Source organism: Snodgrassella sp. M0351 (genome assembly GCF_016100575.1).
GTDB lineage: Bacteria > Pseudomonadota > Gammaproteobacteria > Burkholderiales > Neisseriaceae > Snodgrassella > Snodgrassella alvi.
Genome location: NZ_JACFSG010000001.1, coordinates 77,608 through 97,059, shown reverse-complemented (window position 1 = coordinate 97,059; position 19,452 = coordinate 77,608). Strand labels below are relative to the sequence as shown.

Below are 19,452 nucleotides of genomic sequence, written 5' to 3'. Positions count from 1 at the left end.
ATGAGAAAATCCCTGATACTTGCCACATTGTGTACACTGATAAGCACTTCTGCACTGGCACAGATATATGAATGCACCGACAGCCGGGGGAATCACAGTTACAGCGAAGTTCCGAAAGGTAAAAACTGCCATTCTGTCAGTAATCTGGGCGGGAATTTCTCAACCACTTCTGCCTACAAACCTGCGGTAGCTACTCCTGATACCAATTCCAAAGATGCAGATTCAGCCGCCCGCAACCAGCCTGATCAGGCCGCAATTTCTGCTGCCCGTAAAAACCTTGCCGATGCCAAAAAAGCACTGGAAGACGGTAAAAAAATTCGTATGGGAAATGAACGCAACTACGTGCGCTATCAGGAACGCATAAAAGGTCTGGAAGATGCCGTAAAATCCCGGCAGCAGGATTTGGATAAAGCTCTGAATGGCAAATAAAATTTAGCTTAACTTGCTTACTGGCATAAAACAATTCCGTCAGCCAGTAAGCAGCTAAAAATTTATAGAATAATCAATGCAATAGTAACAGTTTAGTTAAGTATTTTTACATCTAAATGATTAGATGTGGTGAATTGTATTATTCATTATATTGATTATGATTTATTTACAGATTTAATTTTTTAATTTTGATCGCCTCTGTAGGCATTTCAAACACTATTTTGGTATCGGTTGATTTATCAGGAATCTCAAATTTAGTGTTCGAACCAATATTGGTCATCAAGATATTCACGTGTTCTAATTTACATAAAGAAGAACATTTATTATTATCATAAGTTATTTTGTTTTCAGAGTCCAAAAATACTTTCTGATAATTTTTATCTATATATATCACAACATTAGATTGCCTAATACCCATTAAAGAAAGCGTAATTTCAGTTAGACTAGTCAGACTGCCTGATACAGTAATCATTGGTAACAGAATTATTAAAATTATGGAAATTAATTTTGATGGAATTTTTATATTTCCTACAGTAAAGTATAACCTTTTCTCATTTTCCTCACTAAATTCATCATTATTTTTTAAATTTAGCTCCTTCCATTTAAGAATTGAAATTTCTAAGTAAGCCATACCACCAACAGATAGATATATAGTTACAAAAAGTATTACAGCTTGCTTTACACTGTCTGAATTTACTCCTTTAAAGTAAACAGCTAATAGAATTAAAATATTTGCTAATAAACTGCAAATAATAAAAAACCATTTATCTTTAGATAAATAAACTGGTTTTAATTCATTTCTAATAAAAATTTTTTTATTTATTTTGTCTTCAAACCATATCAGAAAAATCTTATTAGCAAAACTTAATACAAGAATAAAAACAATACTCAATAAACCAAATATTGTAGCTATACATAAACACAATAATAAGTCACCTACAGATAAACCAGCTGGAAAGAAATGTATTGTAGAGCAATAAAATATTAAAATAGAAACACCAATCACATTACCTAAAATTCCAAATAATCCAACTATTTCTTTAATAATCTTTAACATAGATTCTAAATAATTCATATTTTATTTCCCCTTACAATTAAAGATTAAAATTAAAAAACCACTATATTAACGAACAAATGTTAACATAGTGGTTTAATTATATTCAATTTAAATTAATTATTCACTCCAGCTTCGGATGTAAATCAATATATTGCTGCTTACGCTTTTCCAGTTCGCCTATCTGCTCCTGTAAGCGGGCAATTTCTGCATCAATATCATCCACACTTTGCTCAATATGCTGATAAGTCTGCACCAGCAGCTCTCGCGCTTCCTGCTTATTCGAAGCTGAAGGAGACACACCGCGCAGCGGGCGGTTGGCCGTTTCTTTCAGGCAGATACCGGTAACAATACCGATAATTCCCACCAGCATCAGATAATAAGCCGGAATAAACAAATCATTAGTAGCATCCACCAGCGCAGCGGCAATAGTCGGCGTTAAACCGGCAATAATAATCGCAATATTAAACGCACTGGCCAGAGCACTGTAACGGATACGGGTAGGAAACAGTGCCGGCAGCGTAGAGGCCATAACACCGGTAAAAGAATTCAGAATCAGCGCCAGAATAAACAGCCCGAGAAAAATCAGCCCTACTTTGCCACTGGTAATCAGCTGAAAACACGGAATAGCCAGAATCAGCAATGCAATTGAGCCGCCAATCACAAATGGCTTACGTCCGATTTTATCGCTGACAAAACCAATAATCGGCTGCATAAACATCATACCAATCATAATCGCAATAATAATCAGCACACCGCGATCTTCACCATAATGCAGATTATGCGACAGATAGCTAGGCATATAAGTCAGCAGCATGTAGTAAGTGATATTTGTGGTTAACACCAGCCCGACACTCACCAGCAATGTCGGCCAGAAACGCTGCACAATTTTCTTAAACGAAACCTGAGGCCGGTTACCAACGTCTTCCTGCTCAGCCTTTTCCATCATATCCAGATGTTGCTGAAAAGCCGGAGTTTCCTCCGCAGCATGGCGCAAATACAAGCCCAGCAGACCTAAAGGAGCAGCCAGAAAAAACGGAATGCGCCAGCCCCATGAGAGAAAATGTGCCGAACCCATAATATTTTCCAGCAATACCACCAGCCCTGCCCCAAGCACAAACCCGCAGATTGAACCAAAATCCAGAAAACTGCCCAGAAACCCGCGCTGCCGGTCGGGAGAATATTCTGCGACAAAAATAGCCGCTCCCGTATATTCACCGCCCACAGAAAACCCTTGAGCCAGCTTACACAACAGCAATAGCACAGGTGCCCACATACCAATACTGTTATACGATGGAATCAGACCAATACAAAAAGTACTGAGTGCCATAATAATAATGGTAGTCGACAATACTTTCTGCCGGCCGAAGCGATCGCCAAGAATCCCGAAAAATACACCACCAAGCGGGCGCACCAGAAATGGTACGGAGAAAGTACCCAGTGCGGCGATTATCTGCACACTGGGCGAAGCAGACGGAAAAAATACCTGTCCCAGCGCATAAGCCACAAAACCATATACCCCAAAATCAAACCACTCCATGGCATTACCCAGTGCAGCGGCAGAAATGGCCTTTTTAAGCTTATTCTGGTCAACAATAGTGATATCGTGTAATTCCAGCGTTCCGTTCTGAGTAGGAATCAGTGGTGGAACATGAGAAGAAGCCTCATTTTGTTTATTAACAGCTGTCATGATAATCCTCTCATTATTAATATTTAAATGATATTTCAATTATAACATGCGTCTGAAAAACGCTTTGTAATTGAATTTTAAAGAAAACTATCTACAGCATAATCGATAAAAGAGCGCTTGTGCTACAATTATTTCATTCCACCCCGATTTTTCATAGTTTATTAATTCACTTTCACAGCCTGTTTGCCGCATTACTGAGCCGCTATCCTGCCTGCTCCGGCATCAGCCCGCAAAGCCTGCCTGTACAGTGGCAGCTGTACATGAATCTGATGCAATTGCCGCCATAATACCTTTTCAACCACATCATCATCCGGCAGCGGCCTGCTCACTTTTAACAGCTCTGCCAATGCCTCCCACTTAGTTTGAAAAAGTGCGGAATCGGGTTTCTGCTCCATCAATTCTGCCAGACTGCCGGCAATCGTCATCCAGTATTGCACCTGTTCCGGCGTCAGCTGTGGACGCAGGCGATCCACCTGAGCACGAATCGCACCCAGTGCAGAAATACAGCTTAACAATACATAATTCAGTTGCAGCAAGGTTTTACCCTCAGCCAGATGTTGCCCGTAACGTTTTGGTTCCATCGACATATCAGCTACAGTATTACTCAGCGTAACCGCCAGCTCGTGTGCATTGCGTCGCGCCGCGCGATAAACAACATCGTCGCTTAGCCCGTTCTGCAACTGCTGCGCTACCTGTCGCAGATAGACACCGTCACTACTTAAGGCGCGCCCGGCAATCCGCCCCAGCGTCAGATAACGCCAGTCCGGCCACAAATACGATACCGCACACCATGCCAGCACAGAGCCAAGAATCGTATCCGTAAAGCGTGACAGCATGGCTGACTGCGTATCCATACCGATAATCGCAAAACCCACCAGCACCTGAACCGTAATAAAAAACGTGGAGAAACTGTAGCGGCGAACCCTGAATGCAAAAAACAGCACCGTACTAACCACCACAATTATCAGCCTGCCAGACAGCGCAGGCACAAAATAGGGCAATGCCGAACCCACTACTACCCCAAGCAGCGTACCCACAATTCTTTGTTTCAGCCTGGCTGTTGTTGCCGAATAATTCGGCTGACAGACAATAACCCCGGTCAGCAAAATCCAGTAACCCATTTTCAGATGAAAACTTTCAACCACCACACAGGTAACAGCAGTCAGAATGGCCAGACGCACAGCATGGCGCAACACATTCGACTGAAAAGTAAAATGTGCTTTTAATGCCGGCAGAATATCGCGTATCCGGTCAACATCCAGCCCGGCAATCTGCAAATCACCGATGTTTTGTTCTTTACTGTTATTCTTTACCTGTTCCAGCCACAACAGCTGTTCATTAATCGCCAGAATATTAGCCGTTAACTGCTGTAAACCCGGTAAATCCTCATCACTGCCATGTTCTGCACAATAACGTGCCACAGCCTGCTGTACACCTTCACCGGCACGCTGAAGCATCAGATTAAATGCATACGGCTTATCTTCCTGCAGGCATTCACCCATCTGCCGGCAAGCCTGAGCCTGCAACACAATCAAGCGCTGAATACGGTAAATTAAATCAGAATGTGCCAGCTTATGCGCCAGTGCCGCATAATCAACATGGCGCGAACTGATACGTTCATGGATATTCTGTGCAGTCAGATAATATTGCAGCAGCATGCCAATACTACGCTGCCGGTGCTGCCGGCGCAGACGGTAAAACAAAGCAGTACGGCACTGATTAAAACCATTAATCACCGCCGTATTTTTCATTGCCAGCTCAAGTTCCCTTTCTGCAAGCAAATCCACCTCATCCGGGTCAAAAAACTGAGCTTTTACCAGCATATAATCGGCCAGTCTGGCAAAAGAGCCGGCCAGATTGTCCTGCACCGGCCGGTTGGGAAACAGCAGATGCAGCACCAGCGTACACAGACTGAACAAACTGGTACCGCAAACCAGCATAATCGGATTGGTATACCAGGGTAAAAGCGGCGAATAAGTCAGCACCGTATACAGCATCACCAGCAGCGTACCAAAAGCAATCGTGCGGTATCGCACATCAATAGCACCCATCATCGTCATACTGAATGCCGCCCACACCATCAGCAGCGAAAACGCCAGCGGATGCCCGAATGTCCACTGCACCGCAGTAGCAGCCAGAGAAAAATGTATCAGCGTAAAAAACAGATTGCGTAAACGGCCGGTAAATCCATCATCCAGATCCACCAGCCCGCCGGCAATAATTCCCAGAAACAGTGCCGTACTTTCTGCCGTATTGCCCGTATACCATACCCACAGTGCCGCCAGCATCATACTGAGCAGCATCGGTAAATTGGCCAGATAACCTGCACGTACCGGAATTGTTCGCATCTAATCGCCTCTAATGACCAGAAAACACAACCTGCCCCATTTTAGCAAGCTGCCGGATAAACCGGACAGATTATTTACAGCATAAAAAAACCGGCTTCAAAAAGCCGGTTTTCCATATACAGACACAATTATTTCTTCTCAGCCTGTGCCTGCCAGGTATCACGCAAAGTTACAGTACGGTTAAATACCGGATTTTCCGCAGTATGGTCATAGCGGTCAGTCACAAAGTAGCCCAGACGCTCAAACTGATAGCGCGTTTCCGGTGCCAGCGTATTTGCTACCGGCTCCACCAGTGCATCAATTTCTGTTACCGAGGCTGGATTCAGAAACTCAGTAAAATCACGATACTGACCATCATCACCGCGTACCGCATCCGGACGTTCCACAGTAAACAGCCGGTCATACAACCGCACCTTAGCCGGCACAGCATATTCAGTAGACAGCCAGTGAATAACACCTTTCACCTTACGTCCCTGCGGCTTAGAAGCCAGCGTGTCATGGTCTATCGAGCATTTCAGCGACACCACCCGTCCGGACGCATCCTGCACCACTTCCTCACACTTAATCACATAGCTGTAACGCAGGCGCACTTCACCGCCCAGCGTTAAACGCTGCCAGCCTTTAGGCGGCTCCAGCGCAAAATCGTCTGCTTCAATATAAATCGTTTTCGTTAGCGGTATCAGACGCTCGCCCATTTCCGGATGATGCGGATGAAACGGTGCTTCACGGCTTTGCGTTATCGCCTCATCAAAATTAATCAGCTCAACTTTAATCGGATTGAGCACCGCAATCATCCGAGGTGCCACACTTTCCAGATCTTCACGAATAGCACCTTCCAGAACACTCATATCCACCACATTTTCGCTCTTGGAAATACCTACCCGTTTGGCAAACAGACGCAGCCCTTCCGGCGTATAACCGCGGCGGCGCATACCGGAAATAGTTGGCATACGCGGGTCGTCCCAGCCGGACACATGGTCTTGCACTACCAGCTGATTCAGCTTGCGTTTGGAAGTAATCGAATACAGCAGTTCCAGCCGAGAAAACTCATACTGATGCGGCTGATGCGCAATCGTAATATTCTCCACCACCCAGTCATACAGCGGCCGGTGTGATTCAAATTCCAGCGTACACAGCGAATGGGTAATATTTTCAATCGCATCCGAAATCGCATGCGTATAATCATACATCGGATAAATAACCCATTTATCACCAGTGCGATGATGATGCACGCGGCGGATACGGTAGATTACCGGATCACGCAGATTAATATTGCCCGCAGCCATATCAATTTTCAGCCGCAGCGTTTTACTGCCGTCCGGAAACTCCCCATTGCGCATACGGGCAAACAAATCCAGATTTTCTTCTATCGTACGCTCACGATACGGGCTGTTTTTACCCGGCTCCGTTAACGTACCGCGATACTGACGCATTTCCTCAGCATCCAGATCATCCACATACGCCTTACCTGCTTTAATCAGCTCCAGCGCATACTCATACAAACGTTCAAAATAATCTGAAGCAAAACGTTCCTCATGCCACTGAAAACCCAGCCACTGCACATCTTCCTTAATCGAGCGCACATACTCATCCGATTCTTTCTCAGGATTCGTATCATCAAAGCGCAGATTACACAAACCATCATAAATATAAGCCAGACCAAAATTCAGGCAAATCGATTTAGCATGGCCGATATGCAGATAACCATTAGGTTCGGGAGGGAAACGCGTAATTACCTGCCGGCATTTCCCGCTTTGCAGGTCTTCCTCAATAATAGAGCGTATAAAATGATTATCGGCAAACTGATCTTTATTAAGCATAGTTCTTCTGAATATGTGCAAATGTGTTTTGCAGAATAAAAACGCCTGAAAACACCAAGTAAAAGGTAATAATTATATACCCAATTTATATAAGCAATATACAATTATACTAACCAAAAACGTATCAATTAAACAGTTTAGTAATAATTAAGCAAATACTAAACCAAATCAGATGAAATACAAACAATAATTTACCGATTAATTAAATTCAACATCCATCACCGGAAAAACCCAAATTGCCTTTGTCTGCCATCGGGCAGACTCAACAGCGACAATACCTACCTGTCAGACGCACACTGCCCGTACCAAATAAAATATGCTTAATATTCAAAGCATAAAAATCCAGCCAGCCGTAAAGCACAGAATACAACACACAAGCTGTCATACCACATCCGTTAAAATGGCATTGCGCCTTCAACACAATTCATTCCGTAAACATATTTTCAGCAAAACATCTTCCGGAAACGAACCGCATCACATCAGCCAGTTACAAAAAGCCATAATAAATCACTGAGCCGCCATAAACCCATGCATACATTAATATCTGCATTAATTTATTTCATATAATAATCAGACTACAAAACTAAGTTTTTATGTACAATTATCAGAATTAAATTTGAAAATTCATTCAAATAAAAATACACACATCTTTACCCGCACAATCAACAACCCGAAATTTTTATCAACACATGCTTTCTTCCGGTTTAGTGCCAGACACAATCCGGCATACAACCTGCATAGTTACCAGCCTTAGTGCAGGTCTTAATACCGGTAAATAGATATTCAGGCATTAAGAGCACGAATATCCGGCAGGAAGCAGCTGATATCAAAGGATTAATCATGGTACGAGTAAACAAATTCAACCGGCAGAATAAATTTAAAAAAATAAACCGGCAACAAACAGGCAGTGATAAGCAGCCCCTAAGCAAAGGCAAAATCAGCCCGGAAACACAGACATCTGCACGCACCGCAACCCCTTCCCTGCTTTTGCGCCTGTATCATTACTATTTCAACCCTGATAAAACCGTAAGAAGAAAAAACCGCATAAGCTCACTGCAAACAAGCGCCAGATTCTCCGTATTAATATGTATTGCTTTAATTATCTTTGCATCGGTCAGAAATATTATCAGATTAAAACATGCCAGCATCACCAACACACACACTTTACCGAATTCCGGTATCAAAAATACACCTGCTCCCATCAAAATCCGCAATAGCAGCACACAATCCCGAAACAAAGAGCACAAAATCCGGCAAGAACATCATTAACCAAATAAATTTTTAATAGTCACATACCGTATTATTAGCGAGAGAATAATAACAGAGAAAATAATTTATAATATCAAATAAAACCATCGGCATATCTAACCAATCCGGCAAAATTAACAGCTGAACGTTTTATCTTTATATTCAGGATTTAGCTGTTAATTTATTTTTCCACTGGTCTGTATTCCTATTTATTTTTATTGCTTTATTAAAAATAATTAAATACATCCATCAGCATTTTATGCAAATATATTATCAATAACCAGCACGGAACTGGAGATTTGTTATTATTCAAACGATATTTGCCATATTCACTGCGAATAATAAAACGCCACTGCACCCGTATGGGAACAATGGCGTTATTTTCAGGAGATTCAGGCTATGGCTGAATCAGCCGGCTTTTTTGCAAAGACAACAGTTCAGGCTTGCCGGCGCAAGCTTACTTGCACCGGTAAATTGTCAGCCGGCGACCATAGCAAGCCTGCAAAACTTATTTACTGCTAACCGGCAGTTTGCCCTGCTGCTCCAGTTCCTTTATATATTCCGGCAGGATTATCTGCTTAATATTTGCCCGCTCCTGTTTAATTGCATCCAGCTTTGCTTTATTACGCCGGTAATCTGCCATGGATTTGATTGACGGGCGTGGCGTACACAGTTTCTGGCTTTTCTTAAATAGTTCAAACTGTTTCTTTACTGCCTCACGAGCATCATCATCTTTGGTGCCATAATCAATATATATTTGGTTACAAGCTAGGAAATGGACAGTAATATTACTCGCCTTACCAAAATCATCACCCATAGATGGAGGTGGGGGTGGAAGTGGAATTACCGCTGAATGACTCTCAGTATACTGCATTATAGTTTGATATTCATTTTCATCAAAATTAACACCAGGTAAATTTAACATCTTTGGACGCCATCCTGGGTAAGGCAGGACTGTCCAGTAAATGCGTGCAGTCATCCCCGGTTTCCATTTTGCTGGTAAATAAGCAGCGCCACAGGTAGAACCACCGCCAAAGCGTTTTTTACCAACTTCATAATCATCCACTCCCGCTGTGTTTGGAATACAACCACCATTAATTGAACCACCGTGTACATTTTCATAGTTGTATTCCAGTGCCTCTACCGGTGCGGCATAGGATTTATTTTTGCCGGAAGTAACGCCGACAAAAGGTTCAAACCCTCCGCCGCAGGAAGTTATGGCAGTTGCTGACAGCAGTAATAAGCTTAGCCGGATAAGGCGGCTTGCCGTAAATATTTTTCTTCCAGACATGTGATTCTCACTCTTCTTGGGTTAAACACTGTGATTACTGCATGGTGTATTTAATAATTGATTTCATCGCTGCATCTCTAATTTCCGCTTTATTCCGGTTTTGTTATCGTCCTGTTGCCGGTACTGCTTACATCTGTCAGTTTTTATGCAATGATATTACCAATATCTGGCGCAGAAACGGGAGTTTTTTATTATTCGAACCGGTATTTGCACTGCGGATAATAAAACGCCACTGCACCCGTATGGGAACACTGGCGTTATTTCAGGAGATTCAGACTAGGGCTAAATCAGCCGGCTTTTTTGCAAAAAGAACAGTTCAGGCTTGCCGGCGCAAGCTTACTTGCATCGGTAAATTGTCAGCCGGCAACCACAGCAAACCTGCAAAACTTACTTACTGCTAACCGGCAGCTTGCCCTGCTGCTCCAGTTCCTTTATATATTCCGGCAGGATTACCTGCTTAATATTTGCCCGCTCCTGTTTAATTGCATCCAGCTTTGCTTTATTACGCCGGTAATCCGCCATGGATTTGATTGACGGGCGGGGGGTACACAGTTTCTGGCTTTTCGCAAACAATTTGTAATGCATCGGGGTATTTCTACCTTCTTCTATTGTCCCATAAGTGATAAATATTTGATTACAAGCTAAAAAATGCACTGTGATATTTGCCACCTTGCCAAAATCATCTCCGGCAGATGGTGGTGGTGGTGGTAGAGGTATGATTGCTGAATGAGATTCAGCATATTTAACAATAGTTTGATACTCATTTTCATCCACATTAACACCAGGCAAATTTAAACCTCTAGGCTGCCAATCAGGATATGGTAAAACTGTCCAATTAATACGCGCAGTCATGCCCGATTTCCATTTCGCCGGCAGATAAGCTGCACCACAGGTAGCACCTCCGCCAAAGCGGTGTTTGCCTATTTCATTATCTTCTACTCCAGAGGTATTGGGGATACATCCCCCATTAATACTGCCACCATGTACTGTTTCAATAGTATAATTTAGTGCCTCCACCGGTGCTGCATAGGATTTATTTTTACCGGAAGTAACGCCGACAAATGGTTCAAACCCTCCGCCACAGGAAGTAATGGAGATAGCCGACAGCAGCAATAAACTCAGCCGGATAAGACGGCTTACAGTAAATATTTTTTTAGCAGACATTTGATTCTCACTCTTCTTGGGTTAAACACTGTGATTACTGCATGGTGTATTTAATAATTGATTTCATCGCTGCATCTCTGATTTTTCCCTTATTCCGGTTTTTGTTATCACCCTGTTGCCGGTACTGCTTACATCTGTCAGTTTTTATGCAATGATATTACCAATATCTGGCGCAGAAACGGAAATTTTTTATTAGTCGAACCGGTATTTACACTGCGGATAATAAAACGCCACTGCACCCGTATGGGAACAATGGCGTTATTTTAATAAAATTCCAGATTCAGGCTAAGGCTGAATCAGCCGGCTTTTTTGCAAAGACAACAGTTCAGGCTTGCCGGCGCAAGCTTACTTGCACCGGTAAAATGTCAGCCGGCGACCACAGCAAGCCTGCAGAATTTATTTACTGCTAACCGGCAGTTTGCCCTGCTGCTCCAGTTCCTTTATATATTCCGGCAGGATTACCTGCTTAATATTTGCCCGTTCCTGCTTGATTGCATCCATTTTGGCTTTATTACGCCGGTAATCTGCCATGGTTTTTACTATAGGGCGCGGCGTGCATAGTTTCTCACTTTTAGCATACAATTCAAATTGCTTTTTTACCACTTCTGGGGCATTTTCCTGTCGGGTACCATAATCAATAAATATCTGGTTACAGGCCAAAAAATGAACGGTAATATTTCGCACCTTACCAAAATCATCACCTGCAAACGCTGGTGGAGGAGGCAAAGGTATTACCGCTGAATGATTTTCATTATACTGATCGATAACAGCAGATTCTTTACTATCTAAAACCAATCCGGGTTTATTTAATACTTTTGGCTGCCAATTTGGATATGGTAAAACCCGCCAGTAAATACGTGCAGTCATACCCGGTTTCCATTTCGCCGGCAGATAAGCTGCACCACATGAACCACCACCACCAAAACGTTTTTTGCCAACATCATACTCATTTACTCCTGATGTATTCGGTATGCAACCACCATTGATTGAACCTCTTGACATATCTTCATAATTGTATTCAAGAGCTTCTACCGGAGCCGCATAGGATTTGTTTTTGCCGGAAGTAACACCGACAAATGGTTCAAAACCTCCGCCACAGGAGGTAATGGCGCTAGCCGACAGCAGCAATAAACTTAGCCGGATAAGACGGTTTACGCTGAATATTTTTTTAGCAGGCATTTGATTCTCACTCTTCTTGGGTTAAACACTGTGATTACTGCATGGTGTATTTAATAATTGATTTCATCGCTGCATCTCTGATTTCCGCTTTATTCCGGTTTTGGTTATCACCCTGTTGCCGGTACTGCTTACATCCGTCAGTTTTTATGCAATGATATTACCAATATCTGGTGCGGAAACGGAAATTTTTTATTATTCGAACCGGTATTTGTACTGAAAATAATAAAACGCCACTGCACCCTTATGGGAACAATGGCGTTATTTTCAGAAAATTCCGGCTATGGCTAAATCAGCCGGCTTTTTTGCAAAGACAACTGTTCAGGCTCGCCGGCGCAAGCTTACTTGCACCGGTAAATTGTCAACCGGCGACCACAACAAACCTGCAAAGCTTACTTACTGCTAACCGGCAGCTTGCCCTGCTGCTCCAGTTCCTTTATATATTCCGGTAAAATTACCTGCTGGATATTGTCACGCTCTTTTTTAATTGCATCCATTTTGGCTTTATTGCGTCGGTAATCTGCCATAGATTTGATTGACGGGAGCGGGGTACATAGTTTCTGGCTTTTCGCAAACAATTTGTAATGCATGGGCGTATTTCTGCCTTCCTCTACTGTACCATAAGTAATATACAATTGATTACAGGCCAGAAAATGCACTGTAATATTTGCCACTTTGCCAAAATCATCACCGGCAGATGGAGGTGGGGGTGGGAGTGGTATTACTGCGGAATGATTTTCAGTATATTGCATTATAGTTTGATATTCATTTTCATTCAAAACTAAACCAGGTTTATTTAATATATTTGGTTGCCAACCAGGATAGGGTAAAACAGTCCAATAAATTCTTGCCGTCATACCCGGTTTCCATTTCGCCGGCAGATAAGCTGCTCCACAGGTGGAACCACCACCAAAGCGCTTTTTACCAACTTCATAATCATCGACACCATTGGTATTGGGAATACAGCCACCATTAATTGAACCACCATGTACATTTTCATAGTTGTATTCCAGCGCCTCCACTGGCGCGGCATAGGATTTGTTTTTACCGGAAGTAACGCCAACAAAAGGCTCAAAACCGCCGCCGCAGGAGGTAACAGCGGTTACCGATAGCAGCAATAAACTTAGCCGGATAAGACGGCTTACACTGAATATTTTTTTAGCAGACATGTGATTCTCACTCTTCTTGGGTTAAACACTGTGATTACTGCATGGTGTATTTAATAATTGCATTTCTATATCTCCTTTATTTAATTATTAGCATCGTACCACTTCCGGAATTTATTCCATATATCAATATATTACACAATTATACGCAGTAGCGCAGTATCTTTATTAACAGCCTAAACGATTAAGCAGCGATGATAAGAATTCTGGCTATGCGCTTTACTCATGTACAGGCAAAGCAGCAGAATAAAACGCCATTGCTCCGGCATGGCAGCAATGGCGTTGCAACAAAAACAGCGTGAATACAACGCTGCGTGCCGCTTACGGCTACAGCAGCCAGCTTCGCAGTACTTTTTTAATCAATTCCATCTTTTGCGGCGATATCGCCTGCATCTGCGGCGGAATATTACCGCTTTGCAGCTGCTGCAACAGGCTGGCGATTTCCGGCTGACTGCGGCTGGCAATATTTTCCGGCAGATACTGGTTGATTTCCAGATCGCCGAGACCAAGCCGGCTGAGCGCGGATTTACTCATCTGCTCTACTGCCTGATCGTAAATATCGCCACCGCTGTTGTTGTAAAAAGCCTGCGCAAGCGTCTGCGGATCCTGTGCACCGCTCTCCAGCAAGGCTGTACTGTTCTGCGCGCTGATGCGGCTGTTTTGCTGGTACTGGCTGATTTGCTGGCGTAAATGCTCGGCCAGACTGTCTTTGCTGATGTCTTCCAGACCGGGCGGCTGCATCAGGCTCGCCTGCGGCAGCGCCGCTGCCGGATCGGAATAAACAGTCATCCCCTGCTTCAGAGCATCCTGCAACTGCTGCTTATCCAGTGTGCCGGCTTTAGCCTGCTGCACCGCATTTTCCAGCTGTTTCTGATTCTCGGTAACCTTATCCAGCATTTGTTTTACCTGCTCAGCCTGCTGCTTCAGCTGCGCATTGGACTCTTTCATCTTATCCAGCGCTTTTTGCTGCTCGGTAAGCAGCTCGCGGATTTCATTCAGATTCTTGATGGTTTCATCACTGTTCTGAATAACCTGGCCGAGGGTTTTATCGAGAAATTCCTTATCGTTCCACGGCTGCTGTTTGTCATATTGAGCTTTAATCTGCTGGGTGGCGGTTTGCAAATCCTTGGTGAACTTGCGCAGCTTGTTCAGATTATCAGCAGTCGGCAGAATTTTACCGGTATCCGGATCAATGGCCAGTGCCTGATAGTCCTGAGTGAGCAGCCCCCATGCGGCTCTGTCTGCATCGGTAACAAACAGCTCGGGATTATTCAGACCAATCAGAATATAGGCCGGATTGCCGTATTTCACGCTCATATAGGCGCTGCGGGCAATCCCCGCTATCCCGACCACACGATTGGCCAGCAGCACCGGCGACAGCGGTTTATTTGAAAAGCCGCCGCTGAACACCAGACGGTGGGAAAAATAGCTGGTAAACGGTTCGCGGCTTTTCAGCAGCGAATCATGCATAAACCAGGCGCGTGAATCATGAATCTGGTCGTCAAAAATCCGCACCATCTGCGGATAATTGGCGGAATATTTTTCTGCATGGGTTTTCAGCCGCTTGTGGATGACAATTTTCTCACGCAAATCTGCCTGTTGCAGCCGCTGCCAGATATCCTTAACCGCATTTGTCGCCAGATCACGACCGTGCAGATTCTTCTGATAACGCTGGCGCAGGACATCGAGCAGAGTACCGGTAACCAGTGCGCCTTTATCGGCATTCTGGAACATCTCGCTGATTTGCTTCGCCGAGTATTCCCATGGCTTTTTGCTTTTGTTTGCGTCTGCCGGTGCCTTACCATCGGCAGGGGCCTTACCGTCAGCCGGGGCTTTACCATCGGCGGGTATGCTGCCCCCCGGCGGCGTGTCTGAGGCAACAATATTTTTCGCCATTGGCGGCAGCGGAATGGTGCCGGTGTTACCCGATGCCGGCGTTTTAAGATCAGCAACTTTCGCGCCGAAATACAGCTCATCGCCGTTATCATGGATGTCTTTGTATTCAGCCGCCTCATCGTCGTTATTCAGCATATACATGCTGCCGGCAAACATTGTATTAAGCAGGAAGCCGGCGGAGAGCATATTTTCCAGATTGAATTCATGCAGATAATCAGCTTTAAAATCCTTGGCGCCTTCAATCAGATCCCAGCCGTCATTACCGGGTACGTAATTTTTATTGATAATGCCGTCGAGAAACTCCTGCCGCTGCTCTTTAGGAATATCCCCCAGACCGGCCTGCTCCCACATCTCATCATTATCAGCAACCGGCTTATCGGGGAAATTGCCTTTACCGGCTTCATTGGATTCTTTACGTCCCTTCTCAATAATTTCAGTACGGCCTTTTTTGGTGTCTTTGTCTTCCTTTTCTCCGACGCTGCCATCAGGCGTAAGCTGTAAGCCGAGGAAACGCGCATAGCCGGCAATACCGGAGCGCACCCAGCGCAGAATCCGGTAAGCAGTGAAATGATGAATCTGCTTTTGCAGTGCAGTGCTGATATTTGAGGTTTCCAGCGTTTTCAGCCAGGCATTAAAGCGCTCAACCATTTCCGTTTGTGTATCAAATTCCTTTATAGTTAAGACATCCATAATTTCATAGTTTTTCAGCTGAAAACGCGGATGTTTCTGCATATCTTTCATTAATTCTGGATGCTTTGCAAAAATCTGTAAAGGCATCCCATGTTTCCAGCAGCGCGCATACATATCATGCAAAGTAATCTGCGAGAGCACATGCCCCATGCCATAATTACTCTTAAACTGCTCACCGGGTGGATAGCCGCCGCCGATATCGGAATGCACGCCGGGGTAGATATATTCCTTGAAATTGCCTTTCGGATAGCCGCCGTCAACACAGATGCTGTCGACCGAGAAGCTTTTGCGCTGCTCATGCGCGGAAACAAAGTGGTAGCAGTTTTTGATAAAGCCGGCGCTGCCGGCGCGCTGCAGCGACATGGTGCGGTGCGCCCATGAGCAGTGGCCGGTTACCATAGCCACCAGCGGCGACATACCAACTGTGGCAACGGTATCAAACAAGCCGCACATCTCCACATAAATCGGGATACCGAGCAGCTTCAGCTCTATGCCTTCATAGGGTTTTTCTGCTTTCTTATCATCGGCCTTAGCCGGTTTTTTGCCTTTGGAAGCATCGGCAGTCATGCTGGCAGCCTGCGCCTGCACCCGCTGCATAGCGGCTTTGTCGGCGCTGCTGTTTACCGGTCCGCTGGCAGCCGGTGCCGGCTGCTGAGCTTTATCCTTGTCCTGAGCATCCGGCTGCTCTTTATCTTTACCCTGTGCATCGGCTGGGGTTTTATCCTTGTCCTGCCCGGCTGACTTGTCTTTGTTTTTCGCCTCGGCTTCCTGTTTGGCTTTAGCCGCTGCCTCTGCTGCGGCACGGTTGTCTTTCCGCTGTTTGGTGCGCTCTTCTGCCTGCTGCGCCACCAGCTTCTCCAGCTGCTCGCGCGCCGCAGCATTTTCATCACGGTCGAGCAGGTAATCAAGCAGCCAGTTCAGAAAGGTGCGTGCTTCAGCGGCACCGCGGGAGAAGCCGACCACATACAGCTTAATTGCCTTCGGCAATGGTTTGGAATCGGGGCGCTGCAAGGTATTCAGAAAGCTGTCGAGCTGGCTTTTGCGCCCGGTACGCGAATCCATGCCTTTTACCATTTTCTGCGCGGTTTCCAGTGGCAGCTCTTTCTCATTAAATATTTTACACATACCCAAACTGGCACATAAACGGGTTAAGCCCCAGTTAATCCGCGCCTGGCCGAATTTTGCCAGCGCCTCGCCAAGTATCACCGGATTATCGTCGCCGATTTCCTCAAAGCGGGTGCCGACACCCTGAATATAATGCTTAAACCAGCCGTTTTTAATCATTTCTTCATCGCGGTTAATTTCTCCCGGGGTACCGCCCGCCCCCATACAGGCATGAAACAGGCGCGCGGCATTGGAAGTACGCGGATAAGTATACGGCTTAATCAGCTTTGCCTGCTGAGCCGCGGCTTCTTTAAGCGGATCAAGCTGCTCTGCGGTTGGCGGCGTGGCACCGGATACCACCTTGTCGGCTTTTTCATGATTATCGGTGCCATCAAAAAAGAAGCTGATTTTAAGCACTTTCTGGCATGGCTTGGCTTTAGTGCGGTCGACAAAGTTATTGTCTTTGCGGTTTTCCTGAATACTGCTGATGGAAGCCGGCAGGCGGCCACCGGCGGCAGTGGGAAACTCATCCGGCTTAAGCACCCCCGGCCACTGAAATTCAATCGGCTTAATCGTCGGCAAATACGGCTTAAGCATATCGCCGATCTTTTTTTCGATACTCGGTGGTTTGTCCAGAGCGGGTGCTCCCGGCACGGTTGATGGCAGGTTTTTGCCGTCGGTCTTGTTACCATCCGGTGTTTTAGCATCAGGCTTTTTACCGTCCGGTGTTGTACTCGCCGGCGTTTTACCGCCCGGTTTTTTGCCCGGCTGCGAAGCTCCCGGCTTATTTGGCTGTTTTTTCCCGGCCTCCGGTTTTTTCTGCTCGGCAGGAGGCAGACGGTTGGCTGCGGCAGCAGCGTCACCATCCTGATAAATACCGTAATCATTCTGCTCTGTCGAGTGGCCGGCAGTGATATCCGTTATACTGATTTCTTTATTGTGCGGGTTATTCGGCGTTGGCAGCGGCGCTTTGCCGCCACCCGGCTTGCCCGCTCCTGCGCCAGCAGCCGGTTTATCTCCTGCACCCGGTTTACCACCTGCGGCACCGCCGGGCTTTCCGCCTGCACCCGGTTTACCGCCGCCGGCACCTCCCGGCTGCGCAGCACCGGCTGGTGCATCCGGCTGTTTTTTATTATCGTCGTTACTCGCCATAACTGGTTTCCTCTTTAACTAAGAAATACAAATAAGCTGAGTGCCGGTGGCCGGTAGTGCTCCATATTGTCTGGCAGGCTGATTCTGTTTGCCCGGATGCCGACGCTGCTCCCTTGTCTGTTTTGTGCATTTATTCAGATATAATCATTATTTGCATACCCGATACACAATTTTTTGTAACTACTTATTTTAACATATCTAATACAGTTTATATAGATTTGTTTACATAATTATAAATAAAAATACACGATAAAAAAACGCAGCCATACCGGCAAGCTGCGGTATGGCTGCGAAAAATTAAATGATTTTTTATTTACTAGGCGTAGGGATTTTGCCCTGCTGCTCCAGTTCCTTAATATATTCCGGCAGAATTACCTGCTTAATATTAGCTCGTTCCTGTTTGATTGCATCCATTTTGGCTTTATTGCGCCGGTAATCCGCCATGGATTTAATTGATGGACGCGGCGTACACAGCTTCTGGCTTTTGGCAAAAAGCTTATAATGCATTGGCGTATTTCTGCCTTCCTCGATTGTACCGTAAGTAATATACAATTGATTACAAGCCAGAAAATGCACTGTAATATTTGCCACCTTGCCAAAATCATCACCGGCAGACGGTGGCGGGGGTGGTAAAGGTATTACTGCTGAATAGTGTTCATCATACTGATCAATGATATTTGCTTCTTTACGATCTATTACTACTCCAGGTACATTTAATCCACGCGCACGCCAACCGGGGTAAGGGAAAACTCTCCAGTTAATACGCGCCGTCATACCCGGTTTCCATTTCGCTGGTAGATAAGCTGCGCCACACGTAGAACCACCTCCATAGCGTTTTTTACCCACCTCATAATCGTCAACACCATTGGTACCGGGAATGCAGCCACCATTGATTGAACCACCACCTACATTTTCATAGACGTATACAAGCGCCTCCACTGGTGCGGCATAGGATTTGTTTTTGCCGGAAGTAACGCCGACAAAAGGTTCAAAGCCTCCGCCGCAGGAGGTAACCGCGGTAGCCGACAGCAGTAATAAACTCAGCCGGATAAGGCGGCTTGCCGTAAATATTTTTCTTCCGGACATTTGATTCTCACTATTCTTGAATTGATACGGTATTTTTATTCAAAATTCGGGGTTAACTTTGCATTAGCAGCCGTGTCTGATTTACCTGCTTTATGCCGGTATTAATTGATGGTGTCGCTTCCGGCTTTTACTACCTAT

14 protein-coding genes are annotated in these 19,452 nt (G+C 45.1%); 3 read left to right on the top strand and 11 right to left on the bottom strand.

All coding sequences use genetic code 11. The features are described from left to right. Nucleotides 1-429, top strand: a complete 429-nt coding sequence (locus tag H3V01_RS00370) for a DUF4124 domain-containing protein (RefSeq protein WP_078474794.1) — start codon at nucleotides 1-3, stop codon at nucleotides 427-429. Nucleotides 430-595: 166 nt separating this feature from the next. On the opposite strand, the gene H3V01_RS00365 is transcribed toward H3V01_RS00370, so the two are convergent. From H3V01_RS00365 to H3V01_RS00345, 5 genes are all read right to left on the bottom strand, one after another. Further along, the gene (locus H3V01_RS00365; protein WP_198185612.1) at nucleotides 596-1,504 is read right to left on the bottom strand and encodes a hypothetical protein; all 909 of its coding nucleotides are present in this window, start codon (nucleotides 1,502-1,504) and stop codon (nucleotides 596-598) included. Nucleotides 1,505-1,607: 103 nt separating this feature from the next. Beyond that, nucleotides 1,608-3,173, bottom strand: a complete 1,566-nt coding sequence (gene proP, locus H3V01_RS00360; protein ID WP_084550064.1) for a glycine betaine/L-proline transporter ProP — start codon at nucleotides 3,171-3,173, stop codon at nucleotides 1,608-1,610. 191 nt (nucleotides 3,174-3,364) lie between these two features. After that, a complete protein-coding gene (gene yccS / locus H3V01_RS00355; protein ID WP_110413893.1) occupies nucleotides 3,365-5,521 on the bottom strand; it encodes a YccS family putative transporter in 2,157 nt (718 codons plus the stop codon). 128 nt (nucleotides 5,522-5,649) lie between these two features. Next, complete coding sequence (locus H3V01_RS00350; RefSeq protein WP_198185610.1) at nucleotides 5,650-7,341, bottom strand: glutamine--tRNA ligase/YqeY domain fusion protein; 1,692 nt, start codon at nucleotides 7,339-7,341, stop codon at nucleotides 5,650-5,652. A 262-nt stretch (nucleotides 7,342-7,603) separates the two neighbouring features. Next, nucleotides 7,604-7,762, bottom strand: coding sequence for a hypothetical protein (locus H3V01_RS00345; RefSeq protein ID WP_198185608.1), 159 nt, complete (start codon nucleotides 7,760-7,762; stop codon nucleotides 7,604-7,606). Between the two features lie 419 nt (nucleotides 7,763-8,181). Here H3V01_RS00345 and H3V01_RS00340 point away from each other — a divergent pair, with 419 nt between their 5' ends. Next, nucleotides 8,182-8,610, top strand: coding sequence for a hypothetical protein (locus H3V01_RS00340; protein WP_198185607.1), 429 nt, complete (start codon nucleotides 8,182-8,184; stop codon nucleotides 8,608-8,610). 487 nt (nucleotides 8,611-9,097) lie between these two features. Here the strand turns inward: H3V01_RS00340 and H3V01_RS00335 are convergent, their stop codons facing one another. Next, nucleotides 9,098-9,880, bottom strand: coding sequence for a DUF3304 domain-containing protein (locus H3V01_RS00335; RefSeq protein WP_198185606.1), 783 nt, complete (start codon nucleotides 9,878-9,880; stop codon nucleotides 9,098-9,100). Nucleotides 9,881-9,921: 41 nt separating this feature from the next. Between H3V01_RS00335 and H3V01_RS00330 the strand changes: the two genes are divergently transcribed. Beyond that, nucleotides 9,922-10,281, top strand: a complete 360-nt coding sequence (locus H3V01_RS00330; RefSeq protein WP_198185605.1) for a hypothetical protein — start codon at nucleotides 9,922-9,924, stop codon at nucleotides 10,279-10,281. Here H3V01_RS00330 and H3V01_RS00325 read toward each other — a convergent pair. The 5 genes from H3V01_RS00325 to H3V01_RS00305 form a co-directional block, all read right to left on the bottom strand. Then, nucleotides 10,268-11,044 carry a DUF3304 domain-containing protein gene (locus H3V01_RS00325; RefSeq protein ID WP_084553316.1) on the bottom strand — a complete coding sequence of 259 codons (777 nt, stop codon included), beginning with the start codon at nucleotides 11,042-11,044 and terminating at the stop codon, nucleotides 10,268-10,270. The two genes, H3V01_RS00330 and H3V01_RS00325, sit on opposite strands and share 14 nt — an antisense overlap. Nucleotides 11,045-11,440: 396 nt before the next feature. Continuing rightward, a complete protein-coding gene (locus H3V01_RS00320; protein WP_198185604.1) occupies nucleotides 11,441-12,223 on the bottom strand; it encodes a DUF3304 domain-containing protein in 783 nt (260 codons plus the stop codon). A gap of 389 nt (nucleotides 12,224-12,612) precedes the next feature. Beyond that, nucleotides 12,613-13,389, bottom strand: a complete 777-nt coding sequence (locus H3V01_RS00315) for a DUF3304 domain-containing protein (protein WP_084586850.1) — start codon at nucleotides 13,387-13,389, stop codon at nucleotides 12,613-12,615. A 324-nt stretch (nucleotides 13,390-13,713) separates the two neighbouring features. Further along, nucleotides 13,714-18,228: a T6SS phospholipase effector Tle1-like catalytic domain-containing protein gene (locus H3V01_RS00310; protein WP_198185603.1), complete on the bottom strand. Its 4,515-nt coding sequence runs from the start codon at nucleotides 18,226-18,228 to the stop codon at nucleotides 13,714-13,716. A 309-nt stretch (nucleotides 18,229-18,537) separates the two neighbouring features. After that, nucleotides 18,538-19,314, bottom strand: a complete 777-nt coding sequence (locus H3V01_RS00305) for a DUF3304 domain-containing protein (protein ID WP_198185602.1) — start codon at nucleotides 19,312-19,314, stop codon at nucleotides 18,538-18,540. Between the last annotated feature and the right edge of the window lie 138 nt (nucleotides 19,315-19,452).

Excerpts from the sequence above, each read along its gene's own strand:
- H3V01_RS00370 (WP_078474794.1), top strand. The coding sequence starts at position 1 with ATGAGAAAATCCCTGATACTTGCCACATTGTGTACACTGATAAGCACT.
- H3V01_RS00365 (WP_198185612.1), bottom strand. The coding sequence starts at position 1,504 with ATGAATTATTTAGAATCTATGTTAAAGATTATTAAAGAAATAGTTGGA.
- proP (WP_084550064.1), bottom strand. The coding sequence starts at position 3,173 with ATGACAGCTGTTAATAAACAAAATGAGGCTTCTTCTCATGTTCCACCA.
- yccS (WP_110413893.1), bottom strand. The coding sequence starts at position 5,521 with ATGCGAACAATTCCGGTACGTGCAGGTTATCTGGCCAATTTACCGATG.
- H3V01_RS00350 (WP_198185610.1), bottom strand. The coding sequence starts at position 7,341 with ATGCTTAATAAAGATCAGTTTGCCGATAATCATTTTATACGCTCTATT.
- H3V01_RS00340 (WP_198185607.1), top strand. The coding sequence starts at position 8,182 with ATGGTACGAGTAAACAAATTCAACCGGCAGAATAAATTTAAAAAAATA.
- H3V01_RS00335 (WP_198185606.1), bottom strand. The coding sequence starts at position 9,880 with ATGTCTGGAAGAAAAATATTTACGGCAAGCCGCCTTATCCGGCTAAGC.
- H3V01_RS00330 (WP_198185605.1), top strand. The coding sequence starts at position 9,922 with ATGGTGTATTTAATAATTGATTTCATCGCTGCATCTCTAATTTCCGCT.
- H3V01_RS00325 (WP_084553316.1), bottom strand. The coding sequence starts at position 11,044 with ATGTCTGCTAAAAAAATATTTACTGTAAGCCGTCTTATCCGGCTGAGT.
- H3V01_RS00320 (WP_198185604.1), bottom strand. The coding sequence starts at position 12,223 with ATGCCTGCTAAAAAAATATTCAGCGTAAACCGTCTTATCCGGCTAAGT.
- H3V01_RS00315 (WP_084586850.1), bottom strand. The coding sequence starts at position 13,389 with ATGTCTGCTAAAAAAATATTCAGTGTAAGCCGTCTTATCCGGCTAAGT.
- H3V01_RS00310 (WP_198185603.1), bottom strand. The coding sequence starts at position 18,228 with ATGGCGAGTAACGACGATAATAAAAAACAGCCGGATGCACCAGCCGGT.
- H3V01_RS00305 (WP_198185602.1), bottom strand. The coding sequence starts at position 19,314 with ATGTCCGGAAGAAAAATATTTACGGCAAGCCGCCTTATCCGGCTGAGT.